Here is a 23,429-nt window from a genome sequence, read left to right as displayed (position 1 = left end):
CCGCCTGGCTGTTAAAGGGATTCCATAAAGACGCGTATTTTCCTAGCCATTACCTGATGGCCGGCGTCATTCGGGTGCAATCCGTCCGGCCGCGTGCCGCCTGGCTGCGTAAAATAGTGCGCGTTGCCTGCGGGGATATACACTGGCAAGTTACTTTCATGGTAAAGATCGAGGCAGGGGATAGAGTAATGCGCCGCATAGCGCTGAATTAACTCCGCAAGCTGTCCAAGCGTAAATCCTGACGAATTATTGTCCGCATTGCTGCCGTAATTGGTCAGGCGTGGGATGGGCGTCAAGATTGCAATTTTTTTGTCGTAAAATTTGGTGATTATGTCCCGAAGTAATCTATTTATGCACCCCGATACCGTCGCAGTCCCCTCATCGAAAAGAGCGCCCAGCGGTTTTTTACCGCCCACTTCGCCGAAATCGTTTGTACCCAAAAATATCACGACATAATCAGGGTTTTCTTTAATGGTGGCTGCATCTGCGTAGCGGTTATAAAATCCGCTGCCGCTGATCCCATAGTTTCTGATCTGCATCTCGCCAACAGCCTCGGCGATGTATTCGTGATAGTTTTTCTTTGTGCGTGGATTTTTGGCTGTAATGCTGTCGCCAAAATAGACTGCTTCTTTACCGGTTAAAATCGACGATTCGCCCAAATTTGCGATCATATCGCGGGCTTTTGCGTCGTACACCTCGTGGCCGTTGATGCTTTTCGCTTTCAGCGCGGGGCCTGTTACTGTCAATCCGGTGCGAATATCCCATTTTTGCAGTGGCAGCACGACGTTCATAAACGCAAATCGCGCCGGGCTGTCTGCCGGTACGGTGAACGATCTGTAACTCCCGCCGTTCTCCAGCTCAATCAGCCCCAGCGTGCTCCCCGTTAATTCGCTGTCAGTTTTCAGCGCGACGACAAAGAAACCCTGGGTAAAGTCTAATGCATAGATCGTGTATTTTTTGCCGGGGGTGACGGGGAAATACGTCAGCATGGCTCCCTGTGACGTCTGTATTTTCCCCGCGTCAGCGCCGAGTGCCCTGACAAAATAATTCACCTGGTCATTTTCCGGTGCGTACAGCTGCCCGCCATCCTCTTCAACAAATGCGAGACTGCTTTCGATCAGCGATTCACGCACCCAGGCATCGACAATGGGAATACCGTTAACCTGATTGATGTTGTCTATTTCAACGGCGAGATCATCCCGAATGTCAAATTTGCCATTTGGGATGACGGTATTAATAAAGGCGAATTGCGCAGGACTATCAGCGGGGACTGAAAACGACTTGTGATCGCCGTTGTCTGTAATGGAAACCAATCCCAACGTATCGCCGGTCAGTGAGCTATCCGTTTTCAGCGCGATAGCAAAATAATCAGACCGGTAATCGGCGGCCGTAACATTATAGGTCTGGCCGGCATAAACCGAGAAGCAGGCGACCGCCGTACCCGGTGAGGTTTGGATTTTGCCTGTGTCTGGCCCGGTTGCCCTGACAAAATAATTGTTTGTCTCGCCTGTTTGGTCGTACAACCTGATACCCAACCACTGCTCAAGATTTAGGATGGATTTGCCATTGCGCAGATAGTCATTGGTTCGTGTTGCTGCGCCAGCCACATTTTCATAGCGCCACGCCCAAATATTACCGCTGCCCTTAACGGGGAAAAATCGACGTTTTTCAACGCCGGTATTGATGGCGTTTTGGGCGTCAGTTGCTGAGGCGTAAACACCCATATCGGCTAGAGCCAAATCACTGACGGCGGACACCTCGCGTTTTAGGTGTAGGGTACGGTTAGCCAGTTGCCCCGCCTGTTTATTGACTGCGCCATCCCGACCGCCAGCCACGCGTTCGTTGCGTGCGATCAAGTGGACTTCGTCTTCCCAGCGCTCGATCTCCGTGATTTTTGTCATTTCATAACTCCGGAAAAATAGGCGTTGCCGTTGTATCGTTGTTCGCCGTCATAAATAATTGCGTCATCCGCGTCTAAACGCTTCGGATAAATCGTAATGATGTCGCCGCTGGTTGCCGTTACACCAATATTGATAATCCCCCTGGTTCTCGTTGCTATGGCAATGCCGCTAATATGGCGACTGACCGGCTTGGCGTCTCCTATCAGCCTTTCCAATTCGTTAACAAGCTCGTCAGTAATCCCTATTTCATTCACGTCTATCATAAGGCGGAACGTGCCGCGCGGATCGGCGACCTGCCACCATTCCTCAATGGTCATTGAATAGCCCATTGCCTCAATCACGCGCCGGATGGCCGCGATCGTTCCCTTGCGGCGATGGATATAAAAGGCGTCTTTGACCGCTTTGCGCTTCTCCGCAGCCGTCCATTTCTCATCCCAGCGATCGACCGAAAAGGCCCAGGCCAGATAGGGTAGGAACTTAACCGGGCAGCGGTCAGGGTTCCACAGGTCACGCAGCGGGGTATTCAGATCGCTGATGCCGGCGCAAGCTTCTGCCGCGCGTCGTTCAAGCGGGGATGACCCAGACGGCAACAGGCTATTCATCCGAACCGCCGATCCGGATGCGATAATCGGTACAGTTGGCCGCCTGGGTGCGGTCTAGCACCACGTCAGCCAGCGGCGCAGCCAGTTCAACGCGTTGTACACCCTGGGTATGCAGCGCCGCATAGATGGCCGATAAGCGAATATCGCGGCCTAGCCGGCGTTGCTCGTTGATGTAACTTTTAAGGCGCAGTTCAGCATCGGCCATAATGGGTTCGATGGCCGGACCGGGGTAAACGTACAGCGTGGCGTCGATCTGGTAATTGACGATCTGGGCGGATTGCACGGTCAGCCGGTCGGCTACCGGACGGACTGCCTCGTCATTTAACGCAGCGCTGACGGTGGCCAACAGTTCGGGGGATGCGGTGCCGTCACCGTCGCGGGACAGTACGCTGATCGTGACTTCTGCCGGAGCGGGACTGATGGCCGAAGCATCCGCGACTTTGCCGTCCGCACTTTGTGCATGAAACTCATACGCCCCGGTTGGGCCTGCGACGCTCATCCCTTCAAAGGCTGCCGGAATGCGCTGACGATAATCGGCGTCGGACTCCTTCACTTCCTCAACCGGTGGGATAGCCTCGGCATCTGCCGGGACGATCGTTAATCTTGGCGTGTTGTTGTTTGCGCCAAGCTGTTCCAGGTCATTGCCGATGGCGTAGGCCACCATCACCGCCTGTGCGGCTTCGTTGACGCGCTGGCGCAACAATACTTCCCGATAAGCAGATTCTTGCAGGACTTTGACGATCGGCTCTGATTCAAAACCCAAGGTTCGGCGTACCGCCTCCCGTTCTTCTTCGGGGTACAGGCTGATTAGCCGCTCTTTTCGTTCGGAAAATAGCGTCTCAAAATCCAATGCTTCAATGACATTGGGCCGGGGTAGCTGGCTCAAATCAATAGTGGCCATTATTGCCCCCTGACCGTAAGGAAAACTGGATGCGACCGGCGGTGTCCGTCCGGTTGCCAACCAAATCAACCACCATTTCCCCGTCAACGCTGGAAGCAAGATTGATGGCAGTGAGTGAAATGCGGGTTTCCCAGCGCAGAACCGCGCCATAAATGGCGGCCATCATTTGGAGGTTCAGCGCGGGATTTTGTGGCTGGTCAATCAGGGTTGATAGCTGCGAACCGTAGTCACGGCGCATGACACGGCTACCGACAGGCGTGATCAAAATATCGCTGACGGACTGGCGGATGTGTTCGATCTCGCTGATAGCCTGGCCATCGTTACGGTTCATACCGAGATACATCATGATGCTGGCCCCCCGGTGTTACCGCCGCCGTTCTGCACGTTGCCGTGATAATGGATGTGGATGATCACGCCGTTGGAGTTAAAGCTGCCACCGGTGTGGGTGATATTCCCGAACATTTCGCCGCCGTACTTAAGCAACAGTGAGCCAGCAATCAATTTATGGGTGCATTCCACCACGGGCGCATCCAGGGTGATCATCTGGCTGGCCGTCACCATCACGACGTTGGCGGTGGCGCTAATTTTTTCAGATGCCTGAATATCGGCGTATTTCATGCCTGTTGCCGTTAGCGTGCCGTTTTCAGGCTCATACTCAATGACTGCGCCGTCCGGGAAATCAAGGCGGACAGCATCGGGTGACGCCGAGGCGGCGGGATACTGATCGGAAAATACGCCCGGCAATACAAAACCCGTGGTCAGTTCACCGAAGATGCTCAGCACAATTACCTGTTCGCCAACTGACGGGGCAGACCAAAAGCGCACGCGCCCGGCGCGTAGCGTCAACCAGTTCAGCCAGTCGGTTTCATTTTTCCCGATCTTCACGCGGCACAGCCCTTTGGCCGTGTCCACTTCGGAGACGGTGCCAATGCGCACAATGTTGGCCAGGAGGCGTTTTAGTTCGGCGATGGATGCTTTCATGCTGCCAGTGTGCCGCGTGCGGGCGCGTGGGGCATTTTGTGTGCTTTGTGCCAGCGATGGCACAAGGCGGTGGCGTGGTCAGTAAGGCGGGGTGATTATTTGGCGATGTGCGCCAACGCCAGATCCTTAATCCATTCAAGGTCGGCATCGGTGAAGCCCAGTAACTGACGGCGCGCATAGCGCACGGTGGGGCCGTCTGGACTGACTTTATCCCGCAGGCCGTAATGGTGGACGGCGGATAAATTGGTCACACCGGCGGCAAACGTCACGGTGGCTTCATCGGTGTTGGACTCGGTTTTCATAAAGCGTGCGGTGCGCAGCCGGGTAAACATTTTGCGGCGGATGCGCCCGTGCTTGTCCTGCCGTTTGTTTTTGCGCGGTATGTACGGCGAACCGTCCGGGTTCTTCTGTTCCTGGATGTGCTTTTGTTGACGTTGGCGCAACTCTTTGGCCACCTGGCGGGTGAATACCTGGCGCGATTGCGGGGAAAGCTGCTGGAGCAACACGGACAGCGTTTCGTCCAGTGCCTGGAAGTCGCTTAAGCTGCCCATGCTGCCACCTTGCGGCCTTCCATCCAGATTTCATAACTGCTGAGGGCGCTCGGCGGTGGCGTGGGTTCATCCACATGCCTGACGTTCAGCTTGCCGTTGTCCTCGCTGACGATCACGCGCTCGGTCAGTTTCAGGTCAATGCTGATATCCCTTGCGGCATTGTTCAGGAAGTCGGCCTCAAAGGTGAAGCCATCCCCGCGTTTATCCGGGTTGGCCATGATGTCAGGCTGATGGGTGCGTAACCAATGCAGGATAGGCACGATCAACAGATTGGCGTCATTGGCATAACTGGTCACGATAAGGTTCAGCGTGTACTGATATTCAAAGGACAGCGACGGGGCCAGGGTGGAATAAATCACCCCTTTATCAATAAAAATGTGCAGGCAATCGGGGTTTTGCTTCACATACTTTACGGAACCGCTAAGGGCTGCGCGAAGTGAGTCCGGTTTTAACATGATCGCTCCTACGGTTGCGCCAGGCAGACGTTGCGGATGTAGTCTTGCAGGCCGGCTATTTGGTTGCTGGCGGTTTCAATTCGCTTTCTGAGGGTGAAATAATCCCGTTGAGCGGCGTCAGTAAGTCGGGGGCCGCCTGCATCAGCCAGGCTGGCGGCGGTGGCGGTTGGACACGTGGCGCTGAGCCGCAGCCGGCGACGACCATCGGCAATATCACGCTGCAAATCATCAATTTTACTTTTCGCATCGGTTAATTCCCGGCTTCGGTTTTCGTCAATGGCAGCAACAGCGCGCTGCGTCTTGTTCTGCCAATCAATCTGGCGGGTTAATTGGCCGTTGGCATCCTGCAATGTGTCGCGCACCTGGCGCAGCCCCTGATTGCTGTAGAACAGAAAGGCCAGCAGGCAGAGTAGGATCAGGACGATGACGGCAATCAGACGGGCCATTTTTGCCCCCAGGTGCACACCTCATGCTCTATATCGCGGCGGTTCATCAGGCCTTTCCACGGTTTGCCGCCGGCATAAATCCACTGGCGAAGGCCAGCGCAAGCGCCGGTTGCGTCGCCTGCGTTCAGCTTGCGTAGCAGGGAAGAATGCTCAAAAGCGTAAACCCCCACGTTGTAGCTGAAACTGATCAGCGCGGCTTTCTGGTATTCCGTCGCCGGAATCTTTACCGACCGCTCAACCGAACGGGAAAAGGGGATCAGGTCTTTATCCAGCATGGCTTTGCATTGCGCCAGGCTGTAGCGCTTGCCGGGGATAATATCGGCCCCGGTGTGGCCGTAGCAGACCGTCAACACGCCTGCAACGTCACGATAAGGCTCAAGCCTGACGCCTTCCAGCTCAGGGATCATTAATGTGGCGAGCGCCACTGCGCCAGTACCGGCAGCGCCAAGCAAGCTTTTACGCAAGGTGGATGACATCGCCATTATTCGGCCTCTTTACGGAACAGGCGGCGCTTTACCGGCGGTTCGGTGATGATCCCGGCGCTAACCCCTTTTTCATAGGCTTTGGTACGCCGCCAGTCGAAATAGGTCTGCGTTAGATACGTGATCAGGCCCAGGATAAAACCGCCGATCACCGCAACCTGATTCCAGTCCACATGGCGGAACCAGTCGACCAGACCACCGGTGCAGAGTCCGCCGGCAATGCAGTAGTTAAGACCTGCGGCAAGTTTTTCCGTCATAATTTTCATTCTCCACCTCCCGCCCGCAGGGGGTTAATCCCATAATTGAAGGGTTTGCACCGATGCGGCCTGAATGATATCCGGCATGTCTACCGGGCAACCGTGGGGCAGAATTGGCCCCCGATTGGCCAGGCCCGGATTGCTCAGCAATACCTGCTCGGTGACCCCCTGTGTTTTGCCGTAATAGCGCTGGCACAGTGCATCAACGGTGTCACCCTGGTGCGCGTAGACCTTCATCAGATCAACTCAACCGTCATGCGCGGCAGCGACTGGCAATCATTAATGGCCCAATCCGCATCGCGGCGCAGGTCATCAACGGTTGGCTCCAGCGATTCGGCCCGCTTGTTGCCTGAGTTGGTTGCGTCAAAACTGCGAAAACGCTCGGTAAGACTGGCTTGCGTCAGACAAAACACCGCACGGCGGTAAAGCTGTACGCGGGTGCTCTCATCATCCAGACGATCGGCAGGAACCTGATCCAGCGCGCTATTGCCCGCGCTTTGCTGCTGTTTTCGCCAGTTGGCCAGACGATCGTTAACTTCATTGATGGCATTGCGGGCGGCTTCCAGCAGACGCGGCTGTGTGATCGTGCCGTCCTGGCGCATATCCTCCCGGTACTGTTTCAGGTCGATATCCGGCCAAAAAACCGTATTTTTGATCACCGTGCTGACCGGCGGCGCGGGGGGAGGTGTCACATCAATTTCCAGATTGTTACCGGGTTTCTGGTCGCCCGGTGTGGGTTCAATCGCTATGCTGACCATGGTTTTTCTCTGTGAGTCGGGCGGTGGACGGGAGCGTTGATGCGGTTAAAACCTGTCGCGGCTCCCGTGCCGCCCTCGCCGGGGGCGATTCGTTAACTTCCTGCCTGAGTGAGTTTTTCCAGTTGCTTAATGTCAGATTTCACACCGGAATTCTCATCTTTCAGCAGGGCTTTTTTTAATGTGTCCAGGGCAAGCACGGTGTTACCGTCTTGACGCAGGGCATATCCTGCGAATTTATACAGCCGGGCCTTGACCTTGTCCGGCATATCCTGCCCTGTGAGCAACTGCTGAGCGCGGAGTAACTGTGCTGTGTCCAGCGGTTTACTGGCCGTCATGCTGCGTTGTGCGGCGGCGGCCAGTTCTTCGGCAATCAGGCAGCCGGTAGAACGCTCGAAACCGTCAGGGGCAACCAAATCATGCTTGATGGCGTATTCGCCGATATTCAGCGCGGTTTCCATGTCGCCCACGTCCAGCAACCAAACCAGCACGCGCATCAGAATGGCGTCCTGCCTGCCGGCATCGCTTTGCAGCACACCGGCGACCCACGGCATGTAAGTGGGGATCATGCGGCGTTTCAGTTCCGCCTTGGTGTCGTGGGACTCAACACCACTCAGCCTAGCCAAGTCCTGCTGCATCTTGAACAGCAGCAGGTCATAGTTGCCCAGGTGGCTCAGGCTGGCCGCTTCACTGAGTGAGGAGGATTGCTGCGCGGCGATATATTGCCTATGCCTGCGTGCCGGGCTGGTCATGGGTTAACCCTCTGTTGGTGCCGGTGCGGCTGGTTTAAGGATGTCGATATTTTCGATCAACGCGGCGCATTGGTAATCTTCCACCACATAGGCCTCATTGACCGATTCGTAGTTTTCAATGCGATCGCGCTTAGGGTTGTCGATGATGTGGCGGCGGCGGGTGCCGTCTTGCCAGTAGATCGACAAGTTATCCAGACGGGTGATCAGAATGGTGTTATCCGGGAAGGAAGGGACGCGCACCGCCTGCAACCCACCGATGCGTTTTTGCGAGATAATGACGTCTGCCGCCAGCATTTCGCTGTTTTCTTGCTCTTTGTTGACGATCGGGAAGTATTTATCCGCCAGCAGAGAGCGTCCTACGATGGCGACCAACTCGGTATCGTCCTGGAACCATGCGGCGATCAATTCGTTGACGGCATCCATAACGAGGGCGTCCAGGTTGTGATAATCGCCGGCTTTGCCGATGCGGATTTTCTCTGAAACGACAGCGCCAGCCTCATCCAAAATCTTTGACATCACCTGATCCGGCGCGCCTTTACGGATTTTCTCCAGCCAGCCAATATTCACGTCCTGCAACAGCTTGTTGACGGTGAAATCGGACGTTCTTGCACGTTTAGTACCGTTCCAGCCGATCATGATGCGATCCAGCGCCTGGCGTTTCACAATCTGGTTGCGAATTTTTACCTGAAAATCCTTGAATTTGGCCCATGAATCCAGTTTTGAATACTTCAATGCGGTATCAAAGTTGGTCTGGGTACACATGTAGCCTTGTTCATCCAGACTGGTTGGATCGATGGGTTCACGGTCTTTTTCATCGGTGTTGGTGGTGCTGGCAACCGGGCGATCAATCCCCAGGCCGATTTTGTCACCGCTTTGTTCATCAACCGGTACAATATTGATTGTTTTCAGGAAACCGCTGCTTTCCTGGATTTTTTCTTCCAGGGTTTGGCTGACGGATGGCTCAACGGTGAACTTTGCCGCCACATCCAGGGCATCAATGCCGTTGATGTTCGCAATCTGGTTCACATACTTCTTGTACTGCTCACGGGTTACCTTTCTCATTTCTCTTTTCCTTTAATCGGCTAGAACGGTGCTATCACCGCCTGTAATTGCTTGCTTAACAGTCGGTTAGCTCGGCGCTTTCGCCACCCGTTGACAGTTCGCGGCGCTTGTCGCTGCGGTCGGTGGTGCTGAGTTTGGTTTCCAGCCCAGAAAATGCCGTTTCGCTGGCGGTCAGTCGGTCTGTCAGCTTTTGAATGATGTCTTTCATACCATCCAGACCGGAAAGTTTTTCCTCGGCCTGCTGCTGCCTTTCGGCGACCAACTCCACGGCCTGATGAACGTCGATAAAGCGTGCATCATCAGAGGCCTGTCGTTTGCCGAACATGGCTTTAATGCTGGCGAGCAGGTTTGGTTTTTCGGTTTCCGGTGTTTCGAATTCGAGGGTGGTTTCTTCTGCTGCAGAGAAAAACAGACCTTGCTGCGCCAGGTGATTTGAGCTGAATTTCATTGCTTCACTGCCGAGTGATGCAGGGTTATCCGTGAACGCGAGGCCGGTCAGATAGGCTTTGTTGGTATCTGCGAATTTTTCGTAATACTCAATGCTGGTGAAAATCTTCTGACGCTTATTGTTCAACTCCACCAGGCCATCCGTTGCATCAACCTTGGCGTAGAGCGCCAACTTACCTTTCAACGGGCCATCGCTGATTTCATCGGTACTCAGGGCTAGCACATCGCCATAAGCACAGAAGGTGCTGTCAGGGAAAATGCTCAGGTAATGCTCAAGGTTGACGCGTGCCGGTTTGAATTGCTGATTATAGGTTTCGGCTATCTCTTTGATGTGCTGGCGCTGGATCTGACGGCCATCACTGGTTGCCCCCTCGACGGCGACACGGAAAGATTTTGAAATTGGCATTGGATAAGCCCCGATCATGTAAGCGAATTTGGCCGGTGTTGGCCGTGTTTGGCTTATGGTGGCCGGGGGCTGGAATGGGGACAACGCAGCGGCCTTGTGTGGTCAATGGCACAAGGTGCATTAAGGGTGTTGGCGGTAGCGGGTAGGTAGCCTTTCGGCATTGAAACGTTGAATTTCAGGCTGATTGCACATGAACGCTATTACTATCAGTGCCGATTTGGATCCCCGTCGTCAAGCTATGTATCTCTACTGGCAGGGGCTGCGAGTGGCCCGCATCGCCGAGATGATCGGGGAGAAGTCCGTCACGGTACACAGTTGGAAACGCCGCGACAAGTGGGACGATTACGGCCCACTCGACCAGATGCAAATCACGACCGCCGCCCGCTACTGTCAGTTGATCCTGAAACCGGAGAAGGAAGGGCGCGATCTTAAAGAAATTGACCTATTGGCCCGTCAGGCTGAGCGGCACGCCCGCATAGGTAAATACAACGGCGGTGGGAATGAGACGGATCTTAACCCCAACATTGCCGCCCGTAACGCCGGCCCGCGCAAGCGCACGCAGAAAAATGCCTTTACGGATGAGCAACACGCCCGGCTGAAAGAAATCTTTTTAGAACAGATGTTTGAGTATCAACGCAGTTGGTATCAGGCCGGGCTGTCGAAAGGGTTCCGCATCCGCAACATTCTGAAAAGCCGCCAAATTGGCGCAACCTACTACTTTGCCCGTGAAGCCCTGATCGACGCTCTGGACACGGGGCGCAATCAGATGTTTGTTTCTGCCTCGAAAGCACAGGCGCACCAGTTCAAAAACTACATCATGGCGTTTGCGCAGGAGGTTGATGTAGAGCTGCGCGGTGAAACGATTATCCTACCCAACGCGGCGGAAATGCACTTCTTAGGCACCAACTCCAACACCGCCCAGGGGCGACCGGGCAACCTGTATCTGGATGAATATTTCTGGATCCCGGGCTTTAAGAAACTGCGCCGGGCCGCATCGGGTATGGCGTCGCAAACACGCTACCGTTCCACCTACTTTTCCACCCCGTCCAGTATGACCCATGAAGCCTATTCCTTCTGGAATGGCACGCTGTTTAACAAGGGCAAGTCGAAGGACAGACGCCGGGAAATTGATGTTAGCTATAAACGCCTGGCCAGCGGCTTGCTCTGTGAAGATAAGCAGTTTCGCCAGATTGTCACCATTGAGGATGCGTTACGCGGTGGCTGCGACCTGTTTGATCTCGATGAGCTGCGCGAAGAGAACAGTGATGAAGACTTTGAAAACCTGTTTATGTGCAACTTTATTGATGATACCGCGTCGGTGTTCCCGATAGGGGAAATGCAGCGTTGCATGGTCGACAGTTGGGAACATTGGACGGACGTTAAACCCTTCGCATTGCGCCCGGTGGCGGCGCGGGAAGTCTGGATCGGTTATGACCCGGCCAGTTCTGAAAACGGTGACAGCGCCGGCTGTGCGGTTATCCTGCCGCCGCTGATTGCGGGTGGCAAGTTCCGCGTGCTGGAGCGCCATCAATGGCGCGGCATGGATTTTGCCGCCCAGGCCAAAAATATTAAGGCGCTGACTGAGCGCTACAACGTGACCTATATCGGCATCGATAACACTGGCCTTGGTCGTGCGGTATCGCAACTGGTGCGTCAGTTCTTCCCGGCGGTTAACGCCATCAACTACAGCCTTGAAATGAAAACCGACCTGGTACTGAAAGCCCGCGATGTGATCCGTTCTGGCCGTCTGGAGTTTGACGCCGGCGCGCTGGATATCGCCCAGGCGTTTATGTCCATCCGTAAACAGATGACCGCAACGGGCCGGCGGGCAACCTATGTCACCAGCCGCGCCGAAGGCGTGAGCCACGGCGATGTGGCCTGGGCGGTCATGCACGCCTTATTCAATGAACCGCTCGAAGGGGCAACTGGTAGCAATACAGGTTTTATGGAGATTTTTTAGATGAGCAAACACAACCGGGGCTGCAAAAACACCCAGCCGATCACGCAGAAACAAAGCGGGGCGCAGCATGTGGAGGCGTTCACCTTCGGCGACCCGATCCCGATGCTGGATCGGCGTGAAATTCTGGATTATCTGGAATGCAGTATTGTTGACCGTTGGTATGAGCCGCCGATCTCTTTCAGTGGCCTGGCGAAGACGTTCCGCGCAGCGGTGCATCACAGTTCACCGATCACCATGAAGCGCAATATTTTGGTGAGCATGTTCAAGCCTCACCGGCTGCTGTCAAAGCAGGATTTTAGCCGCTATGCGCAGGATTTTATGGTGTTCGGCAACAGCTTTATTGAGGGGCGCTATAACCGGCTAGGCGGTTTGATGAAGCTGGCCCCCAGCCTGGCGAAGTACACCCGCCGTGGTGTTGAAACTGATTCTTATTGGTTCGTACAATCGTGGATGGAGCCGCATCAGTTTGCGGAGGGTTCTATTTTCCACCTGTTGGATCCTGACATTAACCAGGAGATTTACGGCGTTCCCGAATACCTTTCATCGCTTAACTCCATCTGGCTTAACGAGGCGGCGACGCTTTTTCGCAGGAAATACTACCTTAACGGCAGTCATGCCGGGTTTATCCTGTACATGAACGACGCGGCGCATAAGCAGGAAGATATCGATAACCTGCGAAAAGCGCTGAAAGAGTCAAAAGGGCCGGGTAACTTCCGCAACCTGTTTATGTATGCACCTGGCGGTAAGCCGGACGGGTTGCAACTGATCCCGCTGGCCGAAGTCGCGGCAAAGGACGAGTTTTTGAACATCAAAAACGTGACGCGTGATGATCAGCTTGCTGCCCAGCGTACGCCACCGCAACTGATGGGGATTTTGCCGAATAACACCGGTGGTTTTGGGGACGTTGAGAAAGCTGCGCGGGTATTCGCGATTAATGAGCTGGCACCGCTGCAAGAGCGGCTGTGTGAACTTAACGAATGGGTAGGGGAAGAGGTGATCAGCTTTAAGTCCTATGAACTGCTGAAGCAGGGCACATAATCAGTTGGATTAGTAAGTGCGTTGATCCATGTTTTATCGGGCACTTGATTTTATGTTGAAGCGAACATTCTTTACTGTATTGGCTTATAGATATAAGCTTTGCTTACTGAAAATTTGCAGAGATTCTACTGCTCAAAGAGTACAGCATTAAACTTAATTATTAACGAGGGTTTATGGGACTTTATATTGATCAATCTGATGAAAAAGACGCACATTATCTTCTTTCTTATCTAGACGATGTACTAACCCCTGCATCTGAAGAGTTTTTTTTATTGTTGAATGTAAATAATTTAAAGCTACATCATGTTTTTTCATTTAATGCGGTTTTAGCCCATGTCGTTGACTACATGCTATTTATTGCAAAAAAAAAGACGAGCATTACTCGAAGTGACTTCATAAAAACTTTCGATGAGCGATATGAAGTCGCTGGGTGTGAGCATATTAACAATAAGTTTTCTCTTCTGGATGCAGTCAATAATTCATTTAAACACGTTGAACTGGATAAAAATAGATATAAGAGCCTTATAGCTAAGTATGGAGATCTATCTTTCCATAGTCTTTGTGCTGAACAAGGGAAAGTTTTTTTTGAAATGCCATCATATAAATTTGACTATGCGAGAGTTGTTCTCAGACCTATATCTAATATTTTTAATTGCAGACTAGAAAGTAGGGATGATATTGATGGCTTCATAAATGGAAGGATATTTGGGAGCAGTGGATATGGTCATTTCGACTATGATTATGAACCGTGGGAAGCCATTGATAGGATGATTGATCATTGCAATGCTGAATGCATGGATTGTGGTGAACGTGATGATAGATGTGATTGTCAACGTTTCATTTATGATGGTAAAAATGGGCAGTTCAACCCTAATGCAGATCCTAGATTCGATTTTTATGATGTTATGTCAAACATTAGTGGTACTAGAGAGTGGAGGAAATAGGCTAAATTGAATGTCTTAATTAATGGGAAACCGAAAGCCAGAATACAAAAGCAGATTCTACCAGGTATGTTAGTTTTTTAGGATAAGGTTACAAAATAACATTTATTAATCTGAAAAAAAAACGGTGGATTTATGTGTTTTTTAATGTACTTAGATCAAAATACTTTAAGTGATTTACGCCAGCGTAAAATTGAAGAAACAGATAATGATGATTTTAAAGTATTAAAATATTTAATAAAGGAAGGGCAAGTTATATTAGTGTACTCTCATGTAACTCTTGATGAGATTTTACAAATAAAAAATATAGAATATCAACAGGAGCATGTGGAGCTCTTGATGGAATTAAATGCTCAGTATATTGAACCTTTAACTGGTGAGCTGAATAAAAAATCCCCTGGTGATATATGGAATGGGTATTTAGAAAATAACAAATTAAATAGTGAAATGGGAATAGATACATTGATTTCCGTCAGTCAACTTACGTCACGTAAGTTTTCTGGACTACCTGTTGGGGAAAGTTTTAATGAAATTAATGAAAAGTTGAAAGATAGTTTAAATGCTGTAATCACAAATGGTGAAAACCATTTGGCATCAATAGATATCTCCTTACTTGGAGAGGAGAAAAAGTGCCTTTTCATTGATATGAAAAGGCAAATAGATGAGCTTAGAGAAAGGGTTAACGGCTTAAATGCTTTAGTGATTAGTGACGAACAGCAATTAGGTCCACAACCATTTCGAGATATGACGGAAATAAAATCACTGGAAATTCAAAGTGTCGATATTAACCATGTTGTTAATAGAATTGAGGAGACATTCAAGCAAGAAAATAGTGGTTTTATTTTTGAACAGTATTTTGGAAAAAATGCTCAATCAGATGTGGCCCGTGCTTATAGTTTGATGAATTGGGCGGGATATTACGCCGATGATTTTACTAAGCTTAAGAAAGGGAAAGATCGGTTTAACGCTTCAAACAAAGATATGATGCATGTTATAGCCGCTTTAGGTACTGATTTTTTAATTTCTAATGATATAAAATTCTGCAAGAAAGCTATGGCATGCTTTGCGTATGTTGGATTTGGAACCGTGGTTTGCAGTCCTAAAGACTTCATCAAAAAGTATTGTAAGTTTAAATAATAATTATTATTCCTAGCGCTTGACCTAATGTGCTAGATGCATTTTATTCAAGTTTTAATTTTAACCAATTGTTAAATATAATCTTTTAGATTACCTAGTGACGTTGATTAATCTCTGAGTAAATATATATTAAGTTACTTGTTTGTTCTCAATTTAACCGTTTAAAGGCGACTATTTTGCATCTTTATACGTGATTATTCATGCGTAGATGTAGCGTCATGTGACATGTCACAGACGATTTTTTTTATGAGAATGACACGTCACACGACTGTTGAAAATGAAATTGTGACGTGGCAGGATAGTTTCGCATACTTAGCATGCCCTTTGCTGGTACTCTTTTCTAAAGCGTATTTTTTATCGGGATCGACCCGGATTTTAAATAATAAAATACTGCATACCCTAAGTGCAACAATCCGCATACTTTCTTGCATACCTAATCACTCTTTCAGGCCACATCCAGCAAGGCTTTGACATGGGGTCCCTACCGCATAAAAAGTTAATTCCCAAGAATGTAGCGCGGGGGCGGGGGGGACGGCACGGAATAGGGGGATCGATGTGGGTCTTTTTTATCTTTGCTGGGTGCAGAAAATGGCAGTGGTGCTGCATGGCATTAGCGGTGTAAGGTCATATCTTTTACGATGTGAGCGAACACGCAAAGAAAAAAGCGCCTCACACTGAATCTATGAGGCGCTTATTGCACATGAAATAGCCTAATAGTTAATAACTCAAAATGTTTGTATTGGATTACCTATGCTGGTTATAAAGGAATCGTATTGCTCAGGATCTTTTTCTCGTATCTTTTTCAGTATAAATTGTGCCGAATTCTTCATTTCAGGAACATCAATAGGAGTCATGCTGCGCTCAAATACACCAGCAAGATGAGAGAATTCATTGTTAATTCTGTCTGTTAAGGCAGCTGAAAGAGGATCACCTCCGAAGAATTTAGATAATTTCGAATTGTCATTTTCCAAAGCATTTGGATACTTAAAGTATAGAAATGCCTCCAAAAACTTCCGTGCATTATTAGCATAATTATAATAACAATCATGACTATTATCGACGTTCTGTAAATCAGCATTTGCACACTTGAATACTTGATGGAATAAGTAATTGAACTCTGTTACATAGTTTCTTAAATAATTCGGCATTAATCTTATTTTGCTTTCTTCTTCAGCCCTTTCGATTATGAAAAATTCTTGAGGTAATTTATTGCCTAGATTATCTTTTTTAGGTATCCGCTTTAGGTATTTTAAAAAATCCAAGTTGTGAGTGGAAATAAATATTTGCTTGAAATTCCCTTCTAAAATTACCTTGCTATTTATTATGCTATAAATGAAAAATATATGATTACTATCAAGACTAGATATAGGGTCGTCAATATAAATTATTGGAGATAATCCCTTTGTCTCAATATCTTCAAGTTTAGCCATAAAGTAACAGAATGCGATTAAGCTACATTCACCCTCGCTTAGATGATGTGCCTTCTTATTATCTCTAATTACTTCAAATTTATACGTTTCACCATCGTCTATAGATTTTAACGATAAAGTTTGGTGTCCAAAAAAGTCATTCAGTAATTTATTTACACCATCAGCCCCTTTGGTTTCATCTTTCAACTGCACTTTCAAACTGCTTATTTTTTTATTTATTTCTTTCTTTCTTTCATTGGATTCATTTAGCGGGGTGTTAGATTCTGTTTCTATTCTCTTTAGTTGAGCTATTTTTACTATCTCATCAGAATACTTTGTATCTATCGTGAATTTATATACCTCATTTAATCGCAATATAATTTTAGCTTTTGATTTTTCGCTGCTTAATTTATTTGTGAGGTTGTTTGAGTTTTCAATTATTTCATTAAGTTTTGATATTTCAGATGAGATGTCCAAGCTAAAATCTATTACAATGCTTGGCACTATTGGTGTAAATATCGACTCTTCTTTTTTCTTTAAATCAGACACGAGAGTATCTAAGTTTTTATATTGCTCTTTAAATAATTTATTAATAGAGCTTTCGATTACTGACACTTCACCAGTGTATGTCGAATAGAAGTGAGTTAAGTCAATATTAAAGCCATTTGTTATTTCACTCTTTGCTTGATTGACTTCTATAATTAATGCTTCAATCTCACCTCTTAGGCTTTCTGATTCTTTATTAAAGTGTTGCTCTAATTTAACCCATAGGTCATTTGGTAACACTGAACCGCAAAATGCACAGTTTTCTCGGGTATGTTTATGAAACTCTCTTCCCTGGTTAACCCATTTTTCTAGTAATGCATCGTTTAGAAGTTCATTAATAGGGTTGCTTACTTTTATTTCTTTTTTTAAAATCGATTCCGTTTTATTATTGAGTAACTCAAAATCTAGAATAGGAAGTGTTATCTCTTCCAGCTTAGTTTTTACATCCTCCCTTAGAAGAGTTTTAAGTTGATGAGCATCATTCTCAGATATAGGCTTATACGTTTCGGATTGTACGGTTTTAATATCTAAAGTTAATTTTGCAGAGTTATAAGTAGGATCTCCGAACACTTCACTATACTTTATACCTGATTTTCTATTAAGCGCTTTGTCTGATATTTTTTCGTTTAAGTCGTTGACTGATTTACTATGATTTTTTGTGTCTTCTAAATGTTTTTTATTTTTAACTTCAATTTCCCATAAGACCCCTTTTTTTTCTTCTATTGAGCCTAAAGTATCTTCAAGAGCCTGTATTTCCGATTCGATTTTATTGTTGTTATCACCTAGTATTGCAAAGGAGTTAATATCCTCATCGGGGTTTGTTATAAATTTTAAGTTTTCCCTTATAAAATCTTCGTTAAAAACTCTGATTTTTATCTGATTATTTGAGATGTCATTTTGCGTAAGAATTGAGTTGTCTTGTCTAACCATTTGAAATTGAGGATTAACATATTTTTCTGAGATTACTCCTGTCTCTAATGATCTGAATATTCTTGATAAAGTGGTTTTTCCGGAATAATTCCTTCCATAAAGAATGTTGACCTTTTTAAAATCAACTACTGTGCCATCTTTATCTTTTACTGAGTCGTTCCATCGGTAATTACTGTAAACAGCAAGATTATCAATTGATTGTATTTTTTTAAACATTCTCAACTCCTCATTTAAACATCTCTTGTTATAATTTCCACTGTTATTAATAAATTCCGTAAATAATTAGCACTGCAATCAATTATGTTAAGATAAAAATTATCGCAACTTTCTATACTGTATACTTATATGAATAGAGTGTATTTATCAATAGTTGTTCTTTTAAAGTGTACGTAACATTATTCGTTTATAGCCTCTTGTTTGCCAACAGGTTGAATCACCCTGCATACAACAACCCTTCGGATCACCTGGAAGAGTATCACCACATTTTCCGCAACTGCTTTTTCTCAGGCCAGCCATCTGTTTATGCAACAGCTTGTTATCTTGCCGGATAAGGCCAATCAGATATTCCGTCACTTCGTAAGGTTCCCTGGCTATCCTGCGTTGCTGGCAACCTTCCAAAATCATCGCCATTTCCTGGCTGTCTACGCGCAGGGTGATCGTGGTGATGCCGTTCGCCTTGTCACGCTGGCGCTGGGCACGTTTACGTTCTGTCGATGTGGTCATGCTATTTCTCCTATTGCTGCTTCATGGCTTCTTTTCTCAGGTGATCGCCGACAAGGCGTGTTTGCTCTGGTATCTGCCGATGCCATAGCGCAGTGAGCCGCGTCAGCGCGGTGGTGGCTGCTGGCGTTGATTGCTTATACAGACAACCATCTGCCCTCGCTCGATAGCGCTGACCGTCAATCACGACAGTTGCGCCCTCGGCCACCGACTTCAAAATGTAGGCATCCAGGCTGAAACCGATGGACTCGGCGAAACTGCCGATTTGGCGTTCCAGTTTGCTGAGTGGTCGCTTGATTGTGTTAATGCCAGCGCTGGCCGTGGATGGCCGATGATTTTCAACTTCCTGTCCATCATCCAAACTGAAATAAACCAGGGCGCGTTGCTCTTGTTCGTGGCGCACTTGCTCCCGCCACCGCTTAATGCTGGCCGTATCTGGTAGTACCGACCTTATTGGTGGCAGATCCAGCCTCTCGTCAGGCAATGCGAAGCCCTCGGCGACGGCCATAAATGGATTTTTCACGGGTTCTGGCGGTGCGCTGCGTATTCGCCGGAGCATCAACCGCCGTTCCTTGTCGGTTAGTCGCTCAAAATCGAGGTTTTCAGGCGGTTGAGATGGCTCCTTAACCTGTTTGATTTTTAGCCTTTCCGGCTGCACCGTACAGTTATTGACAGAACTCCGAGAGGGCGCAGGCGCGCCCTTAAGGTCAACGGCCAGGCCAACGGAACGGGCAGGAACAAACTTCCATTCCTTTATGCGGGTGATGATCGGGGTATCGATACCAACCGGGGGAGAAAATACACCCCGGATCCGGATCACGTCTTCGCCATAGTCGTTGGTGGCTTCTGCCTGCTCGTAATAGGTGCGGACAATGAGATCATCACGTAGGACAAAGGGGCCGCCCTGGGCGTTGACGTATTCAGCCCAACGGCCATCGTCGGCTGCATCATGCACAGCGGCAAATTCGACACTCAGGCCAAGTGCGGTTTCATGGTCAGCCATGCGGCGCAATTCGCGGTAGACCGTCACCGGCGCACCGCCTATAAACTGAAACTGTCGGATACGCCAGCGTGCTGCCCAGGCGGATACTGCTGGAGCAACTTCTTTCAACTCTTTGCCGCTGTCGTCGTCCAGCTCGCCATCGAGCGCGTAACCGTCGATATTCTTTGAGATGTATTTGGCGATGTAACCGGTAGCGCTGCCTTTTTTCGGGTCTATAGCTTCGGCGTGGAAACGTGCTTTTCTTGAGCGTTCGCTGTAAAGCTCGTCAGTGTCTTCCGCGCAGGCATAAGCGCGCAGGATGTCGCGCACCTGGCCAACTACCTCGGGCCGCATGAATAGCAGCATATGCCAGTGAGGCGTGCCGTCACCGTGCGGCTCAGCCACACGGATCCCGAAGATACGGAACCCTTTACGATGTAGCTTGGCGCGTGCGCGTTCCCACACATTACGCAGATAGCGTTGCGTTTCGTCCGGGCTGGCTCCACACCACTTGCGATTGCGGTGGCCATGTCTGTTGGTGGCGTGGAAGCGGGAAGGGGCTGTCAGGGTGTAAAACTCCCCCACGAACCCCATTTCGTTGCAGATATTCTCAAAACCACGAATGCGGTTCATTAGCTCGCATCGGCGAATAGCTGGATTTGCAACACTGTGATCGTACTTGTCGATCAGCGATATACGGTTGCCTTCGTCGTCTTCCAGTTCCATCGATTTTAAGAATTCACGGGTGCGGCGTTTCTGCTCCCGCCAGTCGCTTACGGTTGGCCGACTGGCGTAGGGTGTCGCTTTTTTGCTGACGTGACCGATGGCAATATGCAGGTGCTCTTTCCAGCGGTCAGCATGGCGTCGCAAACGGCGCAGCCACCAATCCTCTGACATCATGCGCATGACTGCCGGTGTGGTGTTCTCCACTGTCATTTTCCAATTGGCCACCTGGTAGGTTTTCCATAGTGGCGGCTTTTGCTTAAACCTGCGGGTGAGCGCGGCGGCACCTTTATATAGCGCCATCACGCTCAATAATTCAGACGTACGGACAGCCTCTTCATCGATCACGCTCAATTCCCGCTTGATGACAGCGGCGATATCTTTCGCCAACAGTTCAATATCAGACCGCCCCGCGTCCGGTAAACGGTTGAAGCGGCGGCATAGGTCGGCGTCACTGTTGTTATCGGAAACTCGGTATTTGTCACTGACGAGATCAAGCCGTGGCAATACACGCTCAACGAAGTTTTTCGTCAAGTACGCATTGCCCCGGCGGATACCTTGGGATTCTTCCAGTTTGTTGATGTGGTAGCGCACATCGCGTTGGATCAGCTGTGGTTGCTGTTCAAGCAGGAGATAAGCGTTGAGGGTGGCGGCGCTCTGCTCTTCGGTCTGTTTATCGATTTCGGGCGGTCGGTTCAGCGATGGCTCGATAACCGGGAGCGGTGCATTCCATGAGAATGCCCATTCAAAAGCAGGCGCGCCGCTACCAGGGTATGGCAGCGGTGGGGTGGGAGCGTGACGGCAACCGGAATTTCTAGCCATGCATGGTGGCCTGGTGCATTACCAACGTGAATTTGATCAAAGCTTCTTCCTCACGCTGATTGTTTCACCTGGGCCGATCATCCTTGTAATCTCCACTAGGTTTTCAGCTCGGTACTGCTTACCGTTTTGCATCATCACGAAATACTGCCGCTCATTAGTTGTTGAAGGGTGGAAGTAAGCGACGTCTTTTTGTTGAACAACAAAATCGCGAGAATTACAGCTGAATGTAAAAACGCCAGTTGGCGCGGCACAGGGGTGTGTTTTCATACGGGCGTCACTCGGTATTACTCGGTTTGATTTTTTGCATCCAGCCAGCGTTAACATCCTCATTTCGTGGTGAGGGATTCCCCTGGAACTTCGTGTGACGTGATTTGGCTTCGCGTATTGCTTGGCAGTGCACGCAGGTAGTGACGCCATGAATTAGACGTCTGCGCAGTTCAGGAATAGATGAACCGCATTCTTCGCAGTGAAGTGCGGAAGGTCCGCAAGGCCGCGAGCGGGCGTTTTTGATTTGAGCGTCAAGAATTAGCTGATGCCGTTCTTGTGCCATGTCGATTTGATCAGCCATCAGGCATCCTTAGTCGTAGTTGCGTTCTTCTGGTTGCATACACTGGCGGTTAAATACCCGGCAGAACTTGCAATAGCGGTAGATAAATAAGCCAACCAGACTAAAGGCGATAACAGCCCAGATGCTGGTGATGGCCAGGCCTAAACCCGTCATTTTCGGTACTCCACGTTGTAAGTTTCGTGAGTCATTAACCGCCAATCCTTACCGCCGTTTTTACTCAGCAAGCGCCAGCGATAACCGATATCTATTTTCAGGTAGCCGTGTGGCTTAATACGGCGAAACACTCGATTACCTCGGCGAAATTGCGCTAATAAAGAAATGGCTTTGCGGTAGACGCCAGGTTTGGCAGGAGTGCCTGCAAGAGTTATCACAGTGCGGCCCCCTGAGATTTATTGGCTCCAACATTTTGACGGGCGCTTAACCAGCTTTTCAGCATGGAAAGAATTTGATCGCGAGAAGCATTGTCGGCTTCCAAACGTTCAATCCGTGTGATCAACAACTCCAAGAGTTGTAGCCGCGAGGCACGGCGGGCTTCTGTTAGTAATTCCATTAACGCAACATCATTCATAAAATCCCCTGAATTTAGGATGTGGGAAGCCCGCCACTAGAAGGCAGCATTTGTTATTTCGAATGGTTCATATATTTAAGTAATCAACTAATATATGCCGGTTTTTATCCATGCCGGCTCATGCTGAAGGTAATTACCCGATATATGCAGCCCATTCTTTTATAAGGACGCGATCGGATGCTTATTACCTATCTGAGAGCGCACCCCACGACGCCTATCGCCCACACGTTAATGGAAGGGATGCGCTCTCAGATAGAGCCGGGCAACTCGGCATTCAGGCGAAACATGCTGTTTCGCGTGGGGATGGGATATCGCCATTGTTGCAGCGTGACACCAAGCTATCGATCACCGCAGCAGCTACACCATCGCCTGCGGCTTCTGCGGCACTAAATAAGCCAGTGAGGCCAACGCTTAAACGGAATGCATGGTCATTTAGTGAAACAGCTCGCACTGCCGGGGCGATAGCGCTGGCTGCATTGATGTTTTGGGCTTTGGCGTGGTACTGCGTCAGCAGATCATCAACCAAAATGATGTAAGCCTGTTTCATGCTGCCACCTGTTGTTGTGCGTAAAGTTGGTCGATGTAATCCGTTGCCAGTGCCTGTGCATCGAACAAACCGTAAGACTGATCGCCTTGGCTGACTTCATACCTGGCGAACGGGTTAGCGATGGTGCATGGGCGGTAAACAATAACAAAGCTGCGATAGCGTGATGAATTACGGCTAATTTTGGTGATTGCGTGTTCGCCTGTTCGCATTTCCCACCTCAACTCATTTGTGCAACAAACTTTTCCGCGTGACGCTTGGCATTCAGATAGATGGCGTACAGGTTTACTCGACGTTTTGCGCCTGGCCGTGCTTGCAATATAGGCAAGGCACCGGTATCGGCCTGTGTACGAATGGTTTGCTTGTTTTTCCCGATGCGCAGGGCGTAGTCAGAGATCGACTCTTCCAACAGATCACCAAATGGATAATCAGCCGGCAGTTGGTTTTCCCTTACCCCAATCACCTTTTTTTGTCGGTTTTTGTTCATAGTGATACCCTTTAAGATCACGCAGATTTAAGTTATTGGAGGTTCATATCTATGAA

Annotated in this window: 29 protein-coding genes; 4 read left to right on the top strand and 25 right to left on the bottom strand. The window is 49.2% G+C overall.

The window, feature by feature from the left end; all coding sequences use genetic code 11:
- Window positions 1-11: 11 nt before the first annotated feature.
- From AC2FC2_RS03705 to AC2FC2_RS03635, 15 genes are all read right to left on the bottom strand, one after another.
- Window positions 12-1,901 (bottom strand): SGNH/GDSL hydrolase family protein, encoded by a 1,890-nt coding sequence (locus tag AC2FC2_RS03705; protein ID WP_490658767.1) that lies wholly within the window; start codon window positions 1,899-1,901, stop codon window positions 12-14.
- On the bottom strand, window positions 1,898-2,503 hold the full coding sequence (locus tag AC2FC2_RS03700) for a phage tail protein I (protein WP_490658766.1): 606 nt from the start codon (window positions 2,501-2,503) through the stop codon (window positions 1,898-1,900). Before AC2FC2_RS03700 ends, AC2FC2_RS03705 begins: the two co-directional genes overlap by 4 nt.
- Window positions 2,496-3,404, bottom strand: a complete 909-nt coding sequence (locus tag AC2FC2_RS03695; RefSeq protein ID WP_490658765.1) for a baseplate assembly protein — start codon at window positions 3,402-3,404, stop codon at window positions 2,496-2,498. Before AC2FC2_RS03695 ends, AC2FC2_RS03700 begins: the two co-directional genes overlap by 8 nt.
- Complete coding sequence (locus tag AC2FC2_RS03690) at window positions 3,391-3,750, bottom strand: GPW/gp25 family protein (RefSeq protein WP_490658764.1); 360 nt, start codon at window positions 3,748-3,750, stop codon at window positions 3,391-3,393. The genes AC2FC2_RS03695 and AC2FC2_RS03690 overlap by 14 nt, the downstream gene beginning before the upstream one ends.
- The gene (locus AC2FC2_RS03685) at window positions 3,747-4,385 is read right to left on the bottom strand and encodes a phage baseplate assembly protein V (RefSeq protein ID WP_490658763.1); all 639 of its coding nucleotides are present in this window, start codon (window positions 4,383-4,385) and stop codon (window positions 3,747-3,749) included. The genes AC2FC2_RS03690 and AC2FC2_RS03685 overlap by 4 nt, the downstream gene beginning before the upstream one ends.
- 95 nt (window positions 4,386-4,480) lie before the next feature.
- Entirely contained in the window at window positions 4,481-4,936 is a 456-nt protein-coding gene (locus AC2FC2_RS03680) for a phage virion morphogenesis protein (RefSeq protein ID WP_490658762.1), read from the bottom strand.
- Window positions 4,924-5,391, bottom strand: a complete 468-nt coding sequence (locus AC2FC2_RS03675; RefSeq protein ID WP_490658761.1) for a phage tail protein — start codon at window positions 5,389-5,391, stop codon at window positions 4,924-4,926. Before AC2FC2_RS03675 ends, AC2FC2_RS03680 begins: the two co-directional genes overlap by 13 nt.
- 8 nt (window positions 5,392-5,399) lie before the next feature.
- The gene (locus tag AC2FC2_RS03670; RefSeq protein WP_490658760.1) at window positions 5,400-5,837 is read right to left on the bottom strand and encodes a lysis protein; all 438 of its coding nucleotides are present in this window, start codon (window positions 5,835-5,837) and stop codon (window positions 5,400-5,402) included.
- On the bottom strand, window positions 5,825-6,319 hold the full coding sequence (locus AC2FC2_RS03665) for a lysozyme (RefSeq protein WP_490658759.1): 495 nt from the start codon (window positions 6,317-6,319) through the stop codon (window positions 5,825-5,827). The genes AC2FC2_RS03670 and AC2FC2_RS03665 overlap by 13 nt, the downstream gene beginning before the upstream one ends.
- Window positions 6,319-6,585, bottom strand: a complete 267-nt coding sequence (locus AC2FC2_RS03660; RefSeq protein ID WP_099062514.1) for a phage holin — start codon at window positions 6,583-6,585, stop codon at window positions 6,319-6,321. The genes AC2FC2_RS03665 and AC2FC2_RS03660 overlap by 1 nt, the downstream gene beginning before the upstream one ends.
- 24 nt (window positions 6,586-6,609) lie before the next feature.
- Window positions 6,610-6,813 carry a tail protein X gene (locus AC2FC2_RS03655; RefSeq protein ID WP_490658758.1) on the bottom strand — a complete coding sequence of 68 codons (204 nt, stop codon included), beginning with the start codon at window positions 6,811-6,813 and terminating at the stop codon, window positions 6,610-6,612.
- Complete coding sequence (locus tag AC2FC2_RS03650; RefSeq protein ID WP_490658757.1) at window positions 6,813-7,334, bottom strand: head completion/stabilization protein; 522 nt, start codon at window positions 7,332-7,334, stop codon at window positions 6,813-6,815. The genes AC2FC2_RS03655 and AC2FC2_RS03650 overlap by 1 nt, the downstream gene beginning before the upstream one ends.
- 92 nt (window positions 7,335-7,426) lie before the next feature.
- Window positions 7,427-8,083, bottom strand: a complete 657-nt coding sequence (gene gpM, locus AC2FC2_RS03645; RefSeq protein WP_490658756.1) for a phage terminase small subunit — start codon at window positions 8,081-8,083, stop codon at window positions 7,427-7,429.
- 3 nt (window positions 8,084-8,086) lie between these two features.
- The gene (locus AC2FC2_RS03640) at window positions 8,087-9,145 is read right to left on the bottom strand and encodes a phage major capsid protein, P2 family (RefSeq protein WP_490658755.1); all 1,059 of its coding nucleotides are present in this window, start codon (window positions 9,143-9,145) and stop codon (window positions 8,087-8,089) included.
- A gap of 55 nt (window positions 9,146-9,200) precedes the next feature.
- The gene (locus AC2FC2_RS03635) at window positions 9,201-9,998 is read right to left on the bottom strand and encodes a GPO family capsid scaffolding protein (RefSeq protein ID WP_490658754.1); all 798 of its coding nucleotides are present in this window, start codon (window positions 9,996-9,998) and stop codon (window positions 9,201-9,203) included.
- Between the two features lie 190 nt (window positions 9,999-10,188).
- Between AC2FC2_RS03635 and AC2FC2_RS03630 the strand changes: the two genes are divergently transcribed.
- From AC2FC2_RS03630 to AC2FC2_RS03615, 4 genes are all read left to right on the top strand, one after another.
- A complete protein-coding gene (locus tag AC2FC2_RS03630) occupies window positions 10,189-11,958 on the top strand; it encodes a terminase large subunit domain-containing protein (RefSeq protein WP_490658753.1) in 1,770 nt (589 codons plus the stop codon).
- On the top strand, window positions 11,959-12,996 hold the full coding sequence (locus AC2FC2_RS03625; RefSeq protein WP_490658752.1) for a phage portal protein: 1,038 nt from the start codon (window positions 11,959-11,961) through the stop codon (window positions 12,994-12,996).
- 173 nt (window positions 12,997-13,169) lie between these two features.
- Window positions 13,170-13,940: a hypothetical protein gene (locus tag AC2FC2_RS03620; protein WP_490658751.1), complete on the top strand. Its 771-nt coding sequence runs from the start codon at window positions 13,170-13,172 to the stop codon at window positions 13,938-13,940.
- A 144-nt stretch (window positions 13,941-14,084) separates the two neighbouring features.
- Window positions 14,085-15,074: a hypothetical protein gene (locus tag AC2FC2_RS03615; protein WP_490658750.1), complete on the top strand. Its 990-nt coding sequence runs from the start codon at window positions 14,085-14,087 to the stop codon at window positions 15,072-15,074.
- Window positions 15,075-15,799: 725 nt separating this feature from the next.
- Here the strand turns inward: AC2FC2_RS03615 and AC2FC2_RS03610 are convergent.
- The 10 genes from AC2FC2_RS03610 to AC2FC2_RS03565 all read right to left on the bottom strand — a co-directional run bounded on the left by AC2FC2_RS03610 (window position 15,800) and on the right by AC2FC2_RS03565 (window position 23,373).
- On the bottom strand, window positions 15,800-18,175 hold the full coding sequence (locus AC2FC2_RS03610; RefSeq protein ID WP_490658749.1) for an AAA family ATPase: 2,376 nt from the start codon (window positions 18,173-18,175) through the stop codon (window positions 15,800-15,802).
- Between the two features lie 162 nt (window positions 18,176-18,337).
- On the bottom strand, window positions 18,338-18,682 hold the full coding sequence (locus tag AC2FC2_RS03605) for a hypothetical protein (protein ID WP_490658748.1): 345 nt from the start codon (window positions 18,680-18,682) through the stop codon (window positions 18,338-18,340).
- A gap of 10 nt (window positions 18,683-18,692) precedes the next feature.
- Entirely contained in the window at window positions 18,693-21,206 is a 2,514-nt protein-coding gene (locus AC2FC2_RS03600; RefSeq protein WP_490658747.1) for a replication endonuclease, read from the bottom strand.
- A gap of 274 nt (window positions 21,207-21,480) precedes the next feature.
- Window positions 21,481-21,774, bottom strand: a complete 294-nt coding sequence (locus AC2FC2_RS03595; RefSeq protein ID WP_490658746.1) for a TraR/DksA family transcriptional regulator — start codon at window positions 21,772-21,774, stop codon at window positions 21,481-21,483.
- Between the two features lie 9 nt (window positions 21,775-21,783).
- On the bottom strand, window positions 21,784-21,927 hold the full coding sequence (locus AC2FC2_RS03590; protein ID WP_490658745.1) for a hypothetical protein: 144 nt from the start codon (window positions 21,925-21,927) through the stop codon (window positions 21,784-21,786).
- A complete protein-coding gene (locus tag AC2FC2_RS03585) occupies window positions 21,924-22,145 on the bottom strand; it encodes a ParE family toxin-like protein (RefSeq protein WP_490658744.1) in 222 nt (73 codons plus the stop codon). Before AC2FC2_RS03585 ends, AC2FC2_RS03590 begins: the two co-directional genes overlap by 4 nt.
- Window positions 22,142-22,342: a hypothetical protein gene (locus tag AC2FC2_RS03580; RefSeq protein WP_490658743.1), complete on the bottom strand. Its 201-nt coding sequence runs from the start codon at window positions 22,340-22,342 to the stop codon at window positions 22,142-22,144. Before AC2FC2_RS03580 ends, AC2FC2_RS03585 begins: the two co-directional genes overlap by 4 nt.
- A 274-nt stretch (window positions 22,343-22,616) precedes the next feature.
- Window positions 22,617-22,889, bottom strand: a complete 273-nt coding sequence (locus AC2FC2_RS03575) for a hypothetical protein (RefSeq protein WP_490658742.1) — start codon at window positions 22,887-22,889, stop codon at window positions 22,617-22,619.
- On the bottom strand, window positions 22,886-23,098 hold the full coding sequence (locus AC2FC2_RS03570) for a hypothetical protein (protein ID WP_490658741.1): 213 nt from the start codon (window positions 23,096-23,098) through the stop codon (window positions 22,886-22,888). The genes AC2FC2_RS03575 and AC2FC2_RS03570 overlap by 4 nt, the downstream gene beginning before the upstream one ends.
- Before the next feature lie 8 nt (window positions 23,099-23,106).
- Entirely contained in the window at window positions 23,107-23,373 is a 267-nt protein-coding gene (locus AC2FC2_RS03565; protein ID WP_115182679.1) for a DNA-binding protein, read from the bottom strand.
- Between the last annotated feature and the right edge of the window lie 56 nt (window positions 23,374-23,429).

This window comes from Serratia sp. CoH_122_TC_1, from assembly GCF_058191755.1.
Note: the sequence above shows the minus strand (reverse complement) of the source record. Positions and strands in the feature narration are given on the sequence as shown.

Excerpts from the sequence above, each read along its gene's own strand:
- AC2FC2_RS03705 (WP_490658767.1), bottom strand. The coding sequence starts at position 1,901 with ATGACAAAAATCACGGAGATCGAGCGCTGGGAAGACGAAGTCCACTTG.
- AC2FC2_RS03700 (WP_490658766.1), bottom strand. The coding sequence starts at position 2,503 with ATGAATAGCCTGTTGCCGTCTGGGTCATCCCCGCTTGAACGACGCGCG.
- AC2FC2_RS03695 (WP_490658765.1), bottom strand. The coding sequence starts at position 3,404 with ATGGCCACTATTGATTTGAGCCAGCTACCCCGGCCCAATGTCATTGAA.
- AC2FC2_RS03690 (WP_490658764.1), bottom strand. The coding sequence starts at position 3,750 with ATGATGTATCTCGGTATGAACCGTAACGATGGCCAGGCTATCAGCGAG.
- AC2FC2_RS03685 (WP_490658763.1), bottom strand. The coding sequence starts at position 4,385 with ATGAAAGCATCCATCGCCGAACTAAAACGCCTCCTGGCCAACATTGTG.
- AC2FC2_RS03680 (WP_490658762.1), bottom strand. The coding sequence starts at position 4,936 with ATGGGCAGCTTAAGCGACTTCCAGGCACTGGACGAAACGCTGTCCGTG.
- AC2FC2_RS03675 (WP_490658761.1), bottom strand. The coding sequence starts at position 5,391 with ATGTTAAAACCGGACTCACTTCGCGCAGCCCTTAGCGGTTCCGTAAAG.
- AC2FC2_RS03670 (WP_490658760.1), bottom strand. The coding sequence starts at position 5,837 with ATGGCCCGTCTGATTGCCGTCATCGTCCTGATCCTACTCTGCCTGCTG.
- AC2FC2_RS03665 (WP_490658759.1), bottom strand. The coding sequence starts at position 6,319 with ATGGCGATGTCATCCACCTTGCGTAAAAGCTTGCTTGGCGCTGCCGGT.
- AC2FC2_RS03660 (WP_099062514.1), bottom strand. The coding sequence starts at position 6,585 with ATGAAAATTATGACGGAAAAACTTGCCGCAGGTCTTAACTACTGCATT.
- AC2FC2_RS03655 (WP_490658758.1), bottom strand. The coding sequence starts at position 6,813 with ATGAAGGTCTACGCGCACCAGGGTGACACCGTTGATGCACTGTGCCAG.
- AC2FC2_RS03650 (WP_490658757.1), bottom strand. The coding sequence starts at position 7,334 with ATGGTCAGCATAGCGATTGAACCCACACCGGGCGACCAGAAACCCGGT.
- gpM (WP_490658756.1), bottom strand. The coding sequence starts at position 8,083 with ATGACCAGCCCGGCACGCAGGCATAGGCAATATATCGCCGCGCAGCAA.
- AC2FC2_RS03640 (WP_490658755.1), bottom strand. The coding sequence starts at position 9,145 with ATGAGAAAGGTAACCCGTGAGCAGTACAAGAAGTATGTGAACCAGATT.
- AC2FC2_RS03635 (WP_490658754.1), bottom strand. The coding sequence starts at position 9,998 with ATGCCAATTTCAAAATCTTTCCGTGTCGCCGTCGAGGGGGCAACCAGT.
- AC2FC2_RS03630 (WP_490658753.1), top strand. The coding sequence starts at position 10,189 with ATGAACGCTATTACTATCAGTGCCGATTTGGATCCCCGTCGTCAAGCT.
- AC2FC2_RS03625 (WP_490658752.1), top strand. The coding sequence starts at position 11,959 with ATGAGCAAACACAACCGGGGCTGCAAAAACACCCAGCCGATCACGCAG.
- AC2FC2_RS03620 (WP_490658751.1), top strand. The coding sequence starts at position 13,170 with ATGGGACTTTATATTGATCAATCTGATGAAAAAGACGCACATTATCTT.
- AC2FC2_RS03615 (WP_490658750.1), top strand. The coding sequence starts at position 14,085 with ATGTACTTAGATCAAAATACTTTAAGTGATTTACGCCAGCGTAAAATT.
- AC2FC2_RS03610 (WP_490658749.1), bottom strand. The coding sequence starts at position 18,175 with ATGTTTAAAAAAATACAATCAATTGATAATCTTGCTGTTTACAGTAAT.
- AC2FC2_RS03605 (WP_490658748.1), bottom strand. The coding sequence starts at position 18,682 with ATGACCACATCGACAGAACGTAAACGTGCCCAGCGCCAGCGTGACAAG.
- AC2FC2_RS03600 (WP_490658747.1), bottom strand. The coding sequence starts at position 21,206 with ATGGCTAGAAATTCCGGTTGCCGTCACGCTCCCACCCCACCGCTGCCA.
- AC2FC2_RS03595 (WP_490658746.1), bottom strand. The coding sequence starts at position 21,774 with ATGGCTGATCAAATCGACATGGCACAAGAACGGCATCAGCTAATTCTT.
- AC2FC2_RS03590 (WP_490658745.1), bottom strand. The coding sequence starts at position 21,927 with ATGACGGGTTTAGGCCTGGCCATCACCAGCATCTGGGCTGTTATCGCC.
- AC2FC2_RS03580 (WP_490658743.1), bottom strand. The coding sequence starts at position 22,342 with ATGAATGATGTTGCGTTAATGGAATTACTAACAGAAGCCCGCCGTGCC.
- AC2FC2_RS03575 (WP_490658742.1), bottom strand. The coding sequence starts at position 22,889 with ATGAAACAGGCTTACATCATTTTGGTTGATGATCTGCTGACGCAGTAC.
- AC2FC2_RS03570 (WP_490658741.1), bottom strand. The coding sequence starts at position 23,098 with ATGCGAACAGGCGAACACGCAATCACCAAAATTAGCCGTAATTCATCA.
- AC2FC2_RS03565 (WP_115182679.1), bottom strand. The coding sequence starts at position 23,373 with ATGAACAAAAACCGACAAAAAAAGGTGATTGGGGTAAGGGAAAACCAA.